We start from the raw sequence: 12040 nt of genomic DNA, 5'->3' as shown, positions 1-12040 counted from the left end.
GGTCAGTTCGAGAGCATGCGGTCGACCCAGCCGAGAAAGCCGCCTTCGGCCCGCACCGCTTCAAGCGCTGGCGCCGGCACCGATGCGGCGCGGGTGGTGTGGGCACGTGGCGGCAGATATTTGTTGGTCGGCTTATAGCCCATTTCCGGCATCAGATCGACACCGCCACGCTCGGCCACCAGTTGCGAGATAGCGGATGCCGGATCGCCCAGATCGCCAAAATGCCGCGCGCTGGTCGGGCAAGCAGCGACGCAGGCCGGCACGCGATCTTCTTCCGCCAGATTGTCGTTGTAGATGCGGTCGACGCACAACGTGCATTTCTTCATCACGCCGACATCGGTGTCGAACTCGCGCGCGCCATAGGGGCAGGCCCAGCTGCACAATTTGCAGCCGATGCATTTGTCCTCGTCGACCAGCACGATGCCATCCGACGCCCGCTTGTAGGAGGCGCCGGTCGGGCAGACCGTGACGCACGCCGGCGTTTCGCAGTGCAGGCAGGAGCGTGGGAAATTGACCGAGCGCCCACCCATCTCGGTCATGTGCTCATAACTGTGCACGCGGTTGAACCAGACGCCGTCGACATTGCCGCCATAGGGGTCGATGTCGGTTAGCGGCGCCATATGGCCGCCGGTGTTCCATTCTTTGCAGGCGGTAACGCAGGCCTGGCAGCCGACGCAGGTGTCGAGATCGACGACAAGGCCGAGCTTCTTGTCGGTATGGGCGGGAAGGCAAGTCATTCGGCGGCTTCTCTTTTCATGCGGAACTCGGCGCCGAAACTGAGCTTGTCGGGCGAGAGCTCAGAGTCCGGCAGCTGGCGGAACCGCTCGAACTGCGGTTCGGTGAAGCCCGCTTCCTCGGGCGCGCATTTGACGATGCGCACGCGCAGGTCGAACCATGCGGCCTGGCCCGTTACCGGGTCGGAATTCGAATAGCGTTTGCCGTTGGCATCGGCGGAGGTCTGGTCGCCGATGATGTGGTTGAGCAGGAAGCCGCGATTGGATTCGGCCGCGTCGTCCTTGAGCCCCCAGCTGCCGCGCCGTTTGCCGATCGCGTTCCAGGTCCACACCGTATCGGCGTTGACGCCGTCGGCCAGCTTGATCTGCCCCTTGACCTTGCCGTTGATGCTCTCGATCCAAACCCAATCGTCGTCGACAAGGCTGAGGCCGGCTGCCGTCCGGTAGTGCACGAACAGTCGGTTCTGGCTGGTGATCTGCCTTAGCCAGGCATTCTGCCCGCCCCAGGAATGGTACATGTGCATCGGCCGCTGCGTCAGCGCGTGCAGCGGATAGGCTTGGCTGTCGACCGCAGCCTCTTCGAAGGGCGCATACCAGAACGGCAGCGGATCCATATAGGTCTCGATGCGGCTGCGCTCCGCCTCCGGCGGCAGCACCCCGCCATGGCCGCGCGCCGCAAGGCGAAAGCGCTGCATCGGCTCCGAATAGAGTTGGAAGACGATCGGCTCGGCCTTCGGCATGAAGCCCATGCTCTCAGCCAATTCGAGATACGAGCGGTTGGCCATCTTGTAGTAGCGCTGATCGGCGGCGAAATCCTGGTGCCAGAAGCCGCCATTATCTATGTAGCGCTGCAACTGGTCGGGATTGACCTCGCCCTTGCCGACCGAGGCCCCGTCCTTGCCGCGCCAGCCGGCGAGCGGACCGACACCTGGCGTGCGCTCGTGATTGACGATGTAGTCGGCATAGTCGCGGTATTTGGCGCAGCCGTCGTCATGAACGAAGCCGGGCAGACCGAGCCGCGCGCCGAGTTCGATCAGCACCGTCTGGAACGGCCTGACGTCGCGGTCCGGCTCGACGACCGGATGGCGGATGGCGTCGCCCGGACCGTCGGCATGGCTGATCGGCCGGTCGAGCAGACTGATACAGTCATGACGCTCGAGATAGGTGGTGTCCGGCAGCACCAGATCGGCAAAAGGCACGGTCTCGGCATAATAAGCGTCGGAATAGATGATGAACGGGATCTTGTACTCGCCCGACGCATCGATATCGGTCAGCATCGCCATCGTCTCGACCGTATTCATCGACGAGTTCCAGGCCATGTTGGACATGTACATAAACAGAGTGTCGATCTTGTAGGGATCGCCGGCCCAGGCGTTGCGGATAACCGTGTGCATGAGCCCGTGTGCGGCCAGCGGCGCATCCCAGGAGTAGGCCTTGTCGATACGGATCGGTTTGCCGCCTCCGTCGATTAGCAGGTCTTCCGGCCCGCAGACGAAGCCGAGCGGCATGCCTTCGAGTGGTGTCATCGGCTTCACATTCTTGCCGGCGGGCTTTGGACCCGGCGGCGCGGACCGCGGATAGGGAGGCTTGAAGCGGAAGCCGCCCGGCACGTCCACCGTGCCGAGAAGCACCTGAAGCAGATGAATGGCCCGGCAAGTGTGAAATCCGTTCGAATGGGCCGAGATGCCGCGCATCGCATGCATCGACACCGGGCGGCCCTTGATGGTCTCGTGCCGGCGGCCGGCCCAGTCCGTCCAGGCCACCGGCAATTCGATTTGCTGTTCGAAGGCGACATGGGCGAGTTCTGCGGCAATGCGTCGGATGGTGTCGGCGGAGATGCCGCACCGGTCAGCGACGGCGTCCGGTGAATAGCTCTCGTCCAGATAACGGTCGGCGACGAGTTGGAAGACCGGCACGCAGCGGCGGCCGTCGACGAGAAAGCTGCCAGTCAATGCGGGCTTCGCGTCGGCATCGCTGGCATTGACAGGCATCTTCGCCACCCTATCCCAAGCCTGCGGATTGCCGTCGCCATTGCGCATGAACAGCCCGTCATCGACAGCTCCAGGCTCCTGAACGACCAGGATGTGGGCATTGGTGTAGCGCAAGAGGTACTCGAGATCGATGCGGCCAGCCTTCAGCAATTCATGGATGAGGGCGAACACGAACAGGCCGTCGGTGCCGGGCCGGATGCCGATCCAGTCGTCGGCAATTGCATTATAGCCGCTGCGGCAGGGATTGATTGAAACCACCTTGGCGCCGCGCGCTTTGAGCTTGCCGAGGCCGATCTTGATCGGATTGGAATCATGGTCTTCGGCAACCCCGAACAGCATAAAATACTTGGTGTTGTCCCAGTCGGGCTCGCCGAACTCCCAGAACGAGCCGCCAATCGTGTAGAGGCCGCCGGCTGCCATGTTCACCGAGCAGAAACCGCCATGGGCCGCGAAGTTCGGCGTGCCGAACTGGCTCGCCCACCAGCCGGTCAGCGATTGCGACTGGTCGCGCCCGGTGAAGAAGGCAAGTTTCTTCGGATCGGTTCGGCGGATGTTCGAAAGCCGTTCTGTCGCGATCGACAAGGCTTCCTCCCACTCGATTTCGCGGAACTCACCCGAGCCGCGCGGGCCGGTGCGCAGTAGCGGCTTCTTCAGCCGGGCCGGGCTGTAATGCTGCATGATGCCGGCGCTGCCCTTGCCGCACAGCACACCGCGGTTGACCGGGTGATCCTTGTTGCCGTTGATGTAGCGGACCTTGCCGTCCTTGACATGGACGTCGATGCCGCAGCGGCAGGCGCACATGTAGCAAGTCGTCTTGGCGATGCTGTCGGAGACATCGGGCGACGTATCGACGCCGTCGCCTTCAGCGGGCGCGCGCGTATCGGCAAGCGGCCGTTGTGATGGTGCCGAATTGGCTCCGCGCAGCAGGTTGTTGGTCATGATCCGGTGATGCTCTTGCGCTCCGCGACCTTGGCTCTCGTCTTCGGGCCGGGGCCGCGCATGTAATGCTCTTCCGGCCGATAGCGTTCACCCAAGAGCCGCCGCCGCAGGCTGCGGGTCCAGTGCGCAAACACGGATTTGAACCGCCCCACCAACTCTACCCTCGACTGCTCTGGCGCGACTTTTTTCCAATTTCGGGTCAAAATTTAGAACAAAAGCGACCGATCCGTCTAACAACTTGCTCTTGTAATTCCAATCGGATTTGCTTCTTAGTGTCGGAATGACCCTGGACCAGTTGCGGATCTTCGTCGCCGTCGCCGAACGGGCGCACATGACCAAAGCGGCCGAGTTGCTGGGCATCTCACAGTCGGCCGCATCCGCCGCCATCCGCTCGCTCGAACAGCAGCACGGCGTCCAGTTGTTCAACCGAGTGGGCCGCAATATCGAGCTCGCCGAGACCGGACGCCGATTCTTGCCCGAGGCCAAGGCGGTCCTCGAGCGGACTGCGGCCGCCCACAATGTGCTGGAGCATGTCGCGCAGACGATATCAGGCAGTCTCTCGATCGCTGCCAGCCAGACTATCGCCAGTTATTGGCTGCCGCGCCGGCTCGCCTCTTTCCACGAAGCCTATCCTGCCGTCAGGCTGAGCGTGAGCATTGGCAACACCAGGCAGGTCGAGACCAATGTACTTGATGGCGCAGCCGATTTTGGCCTGGTCGAGGGGCGCACCGAATCCGACATTTTGCGCCGTGCCAAGGTCGATATCGATCGCATGATGCTGGTCGTGGCGCGCTCGCACCCTGAGATCGCAGAAGTTTCGCCTGGACATCCCGACCTTGGCGGGCTTCGCTGGATCATTCGCGAAGGCGGGTCGGGCACGCGCGAGGTGCTGGAGGACCTTGCCCGACGCGACGGGATTTCGTTCGCGGACCTGCAGATATTCCTGGTATTGCCGAGCAATGAGGCTATTCGCCAGGCAGTCGAGGCCGGCGCCGGCGCCAGCATCATTTCGGAACTCGTCGTCGCGCGCGCGGTCGCCGAAGGCAGTCTGCGTTCCGTGCCGGTCGATCTGCCGAAGCGCGAATTTGCCATGATCACGCATCGCGACCGGCAGCCAAGCCTGGCCCAGATGGCGCTCAAGGCGCATCTTGGCGGCAAAGCTGAGAGATTCGCGCCGCTTTAAGCCGATCAGCCGAACTTCCGCTGCGCGTCGAGCGCCAGCCCAAGCCCGACCGAGCCGAACACATCGCCTTCGATTACCGACGCCTGCGGCACCAGCGCCAGGATCTGCTGCCTGGCCAGCGGGATCGCGGTCGATCCGCCGGTCAGGAACACCGCGGTGATGTCCGAGGCCTTCACCTGTGCGTCGCGGATGGTCTGCTCGACCGTAGCCGCAACACGCTCAATGTCCCTGGCTATGATGGCTTCGAGACCCTTGCGCGTGATTTCTGCCGTGAACCTCACCTCGGGCAGCGCGACCTCGACATCGGCCGACGATCGGTCCGTCAGCTCGATCTTGGCCTTTTCGACCAGCGCCGCCAGCGCGTGGCCGTAACGATGCTCGATGATGTGGATGAAGCGGTCGACCAGGTCTGCGTGCTCCGCCTCGTAGCGGATCTGGCGCAGATGCGTCATCGCCCTCGCGGTATAGACCAGGTTGATGCGCTGCCACGTCGCCAGGTCGATGAAGTAGCTCGCCGGCAGATTACGTTTGCCATCCTTGGTCGGTGAGAGATGGCCGAGCTGCGGCATCACATGGGCGATGCTCAGCAGCCGGTCGAAGTCGGTGCCGCCGATGTGGATGCCGCGGCTGGCCAGGATGTCGTCCTTGCGGTCAAGCGAGCGGGCGCGCTCGGGCGAGACCCGCACGATTGAGAAGTCGGACGTGCCGCCGCCCATGTCGACGATCAGCGCCAGTTCCTCGCGCGTCACCTTTTGTTCGTAGTCGAGTGCCGCGGCAATCGGTTCGAACTGGAAGGCGATCTGCTTGAAGCCGTGGGCACGAGCGGCGTTTTCGAGTTCGTGCTCCGCCTTGGCGTCGGCCTCGGCATCGTCGTCGACGAACTGCACGGGCCGTCCCAGCACGACGCTGTCGACCGCGTCATGGGCTTCTTCTTCCAGCTTCTTTTTCAGATGGCCGACGAACAGGCCGACAATCTCCATGAAGCCGATCGAGCGCGCCTTGATGCGCGTCTTTTCGTGGGCAAGCGAGCTGCCGAGCACACTCTTCAACGAGCGCATCAGGCGGCCTTCGATACTGTCCGTATAGTTGGCAAGGGCGCGTCGCCCGAAATAGGTGCGGTTCTCCTCGAAATTGAAGAATACCGCACTGGGCAGCGTGACCTGGCCGTCTTCCAACGCCACCAGCCGCGGCTGCCCGTTCCTGACCACGCTCACGGTGGAATTCGAAGTGCCGAAGTCGATACCGGCAAATGCTGGTCGCATCGTGCGTTCCTGTAGTTCTGATTTGGGGAGCAGCAGCTCGTATCCGGTCGGGCCGGGGGTCGCGGTCTAACCCATACCCTCGGAAAGGGAAACCACTTTTACGAGAGTTCAGTCTTTCCTGAACACCAGTCGTCCGAGCCAGCCGGTCAGCATGGCCAGCGATACGGCAAAGACACCGTAGAGGAAGGAATAGTCGTGCGCGACGCGGAAGATCGACTGTTCGAAACCGGACTTGCGGATTTCGAGCTGGGCGGAGCTTTCCTTGATGAACAAGCCGCTCTTGAACAGGAAGGCGCGGGCCTTATGGGTGCCGACCGGAACGTTTGGGGCGAGCCTGACGGTGGCGCGGAACAGGTTCTGCGACAGGAACTGCACACCGCCGACATTCTCGCTGTAGAGGCCGGTCGCCGCCTTGCGTTCGCGCAGCGCGGCGGTGAACTCCTCGATTGTCGCCGGGCTGTCCTCCGCGTCGGCCGGCTGCAAATAGAGGTTGGAGGCGCCAAGCGACAGCTGCTTGTAGCTGTTCGGATCGGTGACGTCCTGCAGCGGCCGCGTCGTCGCCACCGAATAGGAGACAGGTACGTTTTTGAAGGTCTCCGACTCCAGATTGACCCAGACGCCGAGCACCCGGTCCTTGCGGCGCACGACGACCGGCCGAGCCGGGCCTTCCAGCACGACGATCACGTCGTAGCGCCCTTGCCGCGCGACAAGCGGATCGGCATTTTCCAGTGAGCCGAAAATGGTCAGGTCGGCGCCGGAAAAGCCGGCGGTAATCGAGACATTGTCGGTGGAAAGGCCGATCTGGATGTTTTCGGTTAGTGGCGCCTGCGCCTTCGCCGGTGGCGCAGCAGCCAGCAGCGACAGCAAGGCGGCGGCCGCGAGCGTCCTTAGGCCGGCCATCAGCTCAGGCCCACGCCGGACAGAGAATAGAGATTGGGCGGCGTGACGAAAAGATCGATGGCAAGCCGGATGGCTACCGCCAGCACGAGCAGCGCCAGCAGCGCCCTGAGTTGCTCGCCCCGCAGCCTCTGACCAGCCTTGGCGCCATATTGCGCGCCGGCGACGCCGCCTGCCATCAACAGGAAGGCGAGCATGACGTCGACCGTCTGGTTGGTGGTGGCGTGGACCAGCGTGGTGTAAGCCGAGGTGAAGATGATCTGGAACAGCGAGGTGCCGATGACGACGTTGGTCGGCACTTTCAAAAGGTAGATCAGGGCCGGCACCATGATGAAGCCGCCGCCGACGCCCATGATCGAGGACAGGAAGCCAATCGCCGCACCCAGCCCAAGCACCGGAATGACGCTGACGAAGAGCTTCGAGGCCCTGAACCGCATCTTCAGCGGCAGGCGGTGGATCCAATTATGCTGGCCGGACTTCTTCAACACCGGTGCGGCGCCGCTGCGAGTGGCGCGCAGCGCATTGACGCTCTCGACCAGCATCAGTCCGCCGACGGTGCCGAGCAGCACGACGTAGAGCAGCGAGATGAACAGGTCGAGCTGGCCGAGCCGGCGCAGGAGCGCAAAGACATAGATACCACCAGTCGAGCCGACGATGCCGCCGGCTAAAAGCACGCCGCCAAGCTTGAAGTCGAGCGTGCCGCGCTTCATGTGCGACAGGGCGCCGGAGAAGGAGGAAGCGATGACCTGGTTGGCGCCGGTGGCGACCGCGATTGCCGGCGGTATGTTGTAGAAGATCAGCAGCGGCGTAATGAGAAAGCCGCCGCCCACGCCGAACATGCCCGACAGGAAACCCACCGCCGCACCCATGGCCAGCAGCACGAAGATGTTGACGGAAATTTCCGCGATCGGGAGATAGATGCCCACCCGTCAGTCTCGATCAGTTTGCCTCCTGGCGAATGCAACCGTTGCGGGCATTTTGCGTCAGAAGGCTATCTCGTTCTTGCGCCGGCCGGGCCGTGAAGTCAAACTTCGCCGCACCGCCGAAACAAAAAACAACTCAATCAGTTAACAGGCAAATCTGTGGCAAGGGCGTCGCGGAAACGACGCATCCGCCGTTATTTACGCGCAAGCAGCGCCTTGACCAGCTTTTCGTCGATCGCGCCGGTTGCCTTCATATCGTTGTCGGCCTGGAAGGCCATGATCGCGTTCTTGGTTTTCTGGCCCATCATCCCGTCGGGATTGCCGGCCTCGTAGCCGTTCTTGTTGAGAATGCGCTGGATGTTCTGGACCGCTTTCTTCATGTCGATGCCGGCGGTCGTCTGCGGTGTGCCGTCCTGCCACGATTCAGGAACGTCGGCCGAATTGGCGGTTGGATCGAGCGGCTTGGCCTTCCACAGTTCAGCCGCGGCCCGCGCACGCTCCAGCTGCTCGGGCCTCAGTGCCTTGGCGATCTCGTCGCGCTTGGCCGCCGCATCCTTGTCGCCGGTCTTGGCGACGAGTGCGAACCATTTGTAGCTCTCCTCGAGGTTCTGCTTCATGCCGACGCCCTTCGCCGCGAGGATGCCGAGATTGAACTGGCTATCCTTGACACCGAGATCCGCCGCCGCCTGGAACCAGCGCGCTGCCGATTCATTGTCAGTCACGCCATCCGCCGCCATCGCAAACAGCACGGCAAGATTGTGCATCGCGCTGGCATTGCCCTGCGTTGCGGCAAGCTGGTACCAGGTTTTCGCTTTCTTGATGTCGCGTGCGACGCCGATGCCCTTCTCGTAGAAATTGCCGATGCGGTATTCTGCCGGCGCGAAACCGAGTTCGGCAGCTTTCTCATACCATTTGGTCGCCGCCGCCATGTCTTCTTTGACGCCGCGAGACTCGGCGTAGCGCGAGCCGATCTCGAACAGCGCCTTGGCGTCGCCGCCCGCCGCTGCATCGCGCAGGGCGGCCGGACCGGCATCGGCCGGAACGTCGATCTTGGCAACGCCTGCCGCGGCAGCATCCGCCGGTGGCACCGTGCCGGTCGTGTCCTGCGTCGCAGCGGTGGCTATAGCAGGCGCGGCAGCCATTGGCTCGGCGTCGCTGGCCGTCGCCGCTGCCGGCGTGGGCACTGCGGCCGCGGTGTCTTGCGCCGCCAGGTCAGCGGACTCCGCGGAAGCCGAGGGCGCCGTCGATGTCTCGGCTGCCGGTGTAGCGGGGCCGGTTTGCGCCGCCGTGTCGTCCTTGGTCATCGATGCGGATGGCTCTGCCTGCCTGACGGTGGGCGACGGCGCGCTCTCCTGTGGTGTCGTCTGCGCGTCCGCCTTCGGCTCGCCGGCAACGCTGGCCAAATTGGTTTCCACCGGCTGTACGGCCACGGCCGGTGCCGCCTCATTGTTGGTAACTTCGACCGGGTCGGAGAAGAAGGCTTTGCCCAGTTGCAGGCCGGCAAGCGCCAGCATGATGGCGATTGCCCCCATCAGGATCGGCTTGCGCCGCGCCTTGAGCAGGTCGCCGATCCTGAGTGCCTTGACCGGGCCTTTCATCGTCGACTGGCGCTTGAGGGCGTCCGCCTCGGCAGCCGCCGCTTGCGCAGCCCGTCTGGCTGCCGCAATGAAGTCCGATTTTGCCGCCTCAGCGCCGCCTTCCCGGGTCGGCTGCCCGCGCTCGTCGCGCACGCGCTTCATGATGGCGCTGAGGTCGGGTGCGCCGGAGCCGGGTTCCAGTGGCCGGTTGGCGAGCTTGGGGTCGAGGGGCTCGTCGAGATCGACGCTCGGTATCTCGGCGCTCTGCGCCGAGGCTGCAAGCGGCGGCATCTCGGCGTCCTTCTTGCCCTTCAAGGCGCGCGCCAGCCCGCCTAACATCGATTTCCTGCCGCCGCCTTGCTCGGATTTTTCACGCGTCGTGTCTGAACCGAGAGCCGCCAGGGCTGCGGCGGCGGCGGCCTCGGCTGGCGTACGCGGACCTGGCTCGTCGCGGACGAGCGCCGCGGCGCGGCCGTCGAGATCGGCCATGCTGCCCGTCAACGGCAGCGGCTGGTCGAGGTCCATCGACGGTGCGTCCTGTACCGAGATCTTGGATGGCCGGCCGAAACGCTTGCTCAACTCAGCGCTTGCCGGTTCGCCCGTCTCCAATGAACCAAGCCTGTCAACGATCTTGAGCAGCGTATCGTGGATAGCCTCGAACGTTCTCGAATTGCGCTCGTCCGAACGCCGCGTCAGTGCCTCGAGCGTCTTCAGGTCCTGGGCGAGGCCGGTAACGGCCGCCGTGTTGGCGCTTGATCCGGCCAGTGAGCGGACGGCGCTCTCAGCCGCCTCGCGCGCCGCGCCGAGGACGGAATCGCGGGTTCCGGCCAGCGACTTCTCGATTTCGTTGAGACGCGGGCTGATGTCGTCGAATTCCGGCAGCGGCGTGCCGGGCTTGGAAAGATGCGCCGTCAGGCCGGCGACCTGCGCTTCAAGGCTGCGGATCAACGCCGGGTCGATGCTGGCGACCTGTGCCGCGGACGAATCCAGCCGGCTTGAGATGTCTTCGAGCCGGCTCTCCAGGCCACGGATCGCCGCCTCGTTGGCGGGATCTGGAACGCGCGTCTCAATCCGCTTGGCCAGCGCGGTGAAGCGGGCGTCGATGGCATCCATGATGCCGGCGCTATCGACCTGCGGCATGCGCTGGTCCAGCCTGTCGGCGACCTCGTCCAACCGGCGCTCAAGGTCGCGAAACAGCATGTTGCCTTGTTCGATTGCGTCGCCCTGGCGACGTTCCATCATGCTGGACAGCACGTCGAAGCGCTGCTCGAGCCCCTGGAAGATGTAGTCGGCGTCGGGCATGGCAGGTGCGTGGTCGATCTTGTCGGCAATAAGCGCGACTTGCCTGCCAAGGCGCTCCATCGCCTGTTCCGGCAGATTGGCTCGGCCGGCCAGTTCATCCACGCGGCTCGACAATGTGTTGAGACGGTCGATGACCTCCCGACCCGGACGATCCTGCGACACTTCTTCGATTTGCTGGGCCAGTGAATCGATCCGCTTCTCGATGCGTTCGAAGGGCTCGGGGTCGAACGAATTGGCTTGCGCGGCAACCGTCGAGGCGACGATCGCGCGGGAAATCTCGTCGAGCCGCTCGTCGATCTGACTGAATGTGTCGCCGCCGCGATTGTCCTGCTGGCGGGCGAAATGGTCGACCGCTCCGGCAAGCGTGCGGACCTTTTCCTCGAGCGAGCGCAGCGACAGCGATTCCGGCAGATTGCTGACGGCATTGCTGATCTGTTCGAGCCGCTCCGTCAGCGCCGACAGGCCGGGTGCATCGGAACGCTTGCGCTGATCGGCCTCGACGCGATCCTCGAAAGCGTTCCAGCGGCGGTCGAAATCGTCCCAGCGGCGTCCGACCGCCTGCACGCTCTCCTCGCGCGCTAGCGTATCGAGCGCGGCTTTGACCTGCTCAAGCTCGAGCCGCAGCATATTGACGCTTCTGTCGTCGCTTTTTTCGGCCAGTGTCTGGATGGCGCCGGAAAGCCGCTCGAATTCGACGCTGAGTTCGGCGCTGCCTTTGCCGCCGCCATTTGACTGGAAGGCTCGCTCAATATTCTTCCGCAGTACCTCGAACTCGCGTTGCATGCCGGAGGTCATCTGCTGGCGCAACTCTTCGCGCAGGCCGCGCAATTCCCCGGCGATCTTGCCGGCTAGGGCGACGCCGTCCTCCTGGCCCCGCACCCGGTCGATATCGCGGGCGATCGCCTGGTAATTCTGGTCGAAAGCCGCTGCTGGACCTTTCGGCCCCTGCGCGCGTGGATCCTCATACCGGCGCTGCTGGCCATAGGGTTGGGCGCTGGGATAGCGTGGTTCTGCCGCTGGTCGGCGCGGATCGGCGTGGCTTGCCGTCTCCTCGCGCGTCCGCTCCAGCCGCTGCTCCAGAGTTTCCAGGGAGCGGTTGAGCTCTTCAAGCGTCGTGTGCGGCCGGCGTTGCCTGCCAGCGTTGAGTGTATCGAGGTAGGACCGCTTGCTGTTCATTAATGCGCCCGTTTCAGAATTGCTGGCTCTCACCAGGTTCCCAAAGTCCTGCCGGG

7 protein-coding genes are annotated in these 12040 nt (G+C 63.8%); 1 reads left to right on the top strand and 6 read right to left on the bottom strand.

From position 1 onward, the window contains the following. Nucleotides 1-2: 2 nt before the first annotated feature. Nucleotides 3-737, bottom strand: coding sequence for a 4Fe-4S dicluster domain-containing protein (locus NKJ15_RS00500; protein WP_352767011.1), 735 nt, complete (start codon nucleotides 735-737; stop codon nucleotides 3-5). Further along, the gene (locus NKJ15_RS00495) at nucleotides 734-3664 is read right to left on the bottom strand and encodes a molybdopterin oxidoreductase family protein (RefSeq protein WP_352813692.1); all 2931 of its coding nucleotides are present in this window, start codon (nucleotides 3662-3664) and stop codon (nucleotides 734-736) included. The genes NKJ15_RS00500 and NKJ15_RS00495 overlap by 4 nt, the downstream gene beginning before the upstream one ends. A gap of 280 nt (nucleotides 3665-3944) precedes the next feature. Between NKJ15_RS00495 and NKJ15_RS00490 the strand changes: the two genes are divergently transcribed. After that, nucleotides 3945-4847 (top strand): LysR substrate-binding domain-containing protein, encoded by a 903-nt coding sequence (locus NKJ15_RS00490; RefSeq protein ID WP_352770812.1) that lies wholly within the window; start codon nucleotides 3945-3947, stop codon nucleotides 4845-4847. Nucleotides 4848-4852: 5 nt separating this feature from the next. Here NKJ15_RS00490 and NKJ15_RS00485 read toward each other — a convergent pair whose 3' ends face one another. From NKJ15_RS00485 to NKJ15_RS00470, 4 genes are all read right to left on the bottom strand, one after another. Next, nucleotides 4853-6109, bottom strand: coding sequence for an Hsp70 family protein (locus NKJ15_RS00485; protein ID WP_352813690.1), 1257 nt, complete (start codon nucleotides 6107-6109; stop codon nucleotides 4853-4855). Between the two features lie 108 nt (nucleotides 6110-6217). Next, the gene (locus NKJ15_RS00480; protein WP_352455141.1) at nucleotides 6218-7009 is read right to left on the bottom strand and encodes a TIGR02186 family protein; all 792 of its coding nucleotides are present in this window, start codon (nucleotides 7007-7009) and stop codon (nucleotides 6218-6220) included. Beyond that, entirely contained in the window at nucleotides 7009-7932 is a 924-nt protein-coding gene (locus tag NKJ15_RS00475) for a sulfite exporter TauE/SafE family protein (protein ID WP_023676949.1), read from the bottom strand. The genes NKJ15_RS00480 and NKJ15_RS00475 overlap by 1 nt, the downstream gene beginning before the upstream one ends. A gap of 191 nt (nucleotides 7933-8123) precedes the next feature. After that, the gene (locus NKJ15_RS00470) at nucleotides 8124-11984 is read right to left on the bottom strand and encodes a peptidoglycan-binding protein (RefSeq protein WP_352813688.1); all 3861 of its coding nucleotides are present in this window, start codon (nucleotides 11982-11984) and stop codon (nucleotides 8124-8126) included. Between the last annotated feature and the right edge of the window lie 56 nt (nucleotides 11985-12040).

Origin of the sequence: Mesorhizobium sp. M0207, assembly GCF_040321995.1 — a bacterium.
Classification (GTDB): domain Bacteria; phylum Pseudomonadota; class Alphaproteobacteria; order Rhizobiales; family Rhizobiaceae; genus Mesorhizobium.
The sequence above is the reverse complement of the archived record's forward strand: the minus strand, read 5'-3'. Positions and strand labels throughout refer to the sequence as shown.

Bases quoted from the DNA above. Each gene is read 5' to 3' on its own strand.
- NKJ15_RS00495 (WP_352813692.1), bottom strand. From the start codon at position 3,664: ATGACCAACAACCTGCTGCGCGGAGCCAATTCGGCACCATCACAACGG.
- NKJ15_RS00470 (WP_352813688.1), bottom strand. From the start codon at position 11,984: ATGAACAGCAAGCGGTCCTACCTCGATACACTCAACGCTGGCAGGCAA.
- NKJ15_RS00500 (WP_352767011.1), bottom strand. From the start codon at position 737: ATGACTTGCCTTCCCGCCCATACCGACAAGAAGCTCGGCCTTGTCGTC.
- NKJ15_RS00485 (WP_352813690.1), bottom strand. From the start codon at position 6,109: ATGCGACCAGCATTTGCCGGTATCGACTTCGGCACTTCGAATTCCACC.
- NKJ15_RS00490 (WP_352770812.1), top strand. From the start codon at position 3,945: ATGACCCTGGACCAGTTGCGGATCTTCGTCGCCGTCGCCGAACGGGCG.
- NKJ15_RS00480 (WP_352455141.1), bottom strand. From the start codon at position 7,009: ATGGCCGGCCTAAGGACGCTCGCGGCCGCCGCCTTGCTGTCGCTGCTG.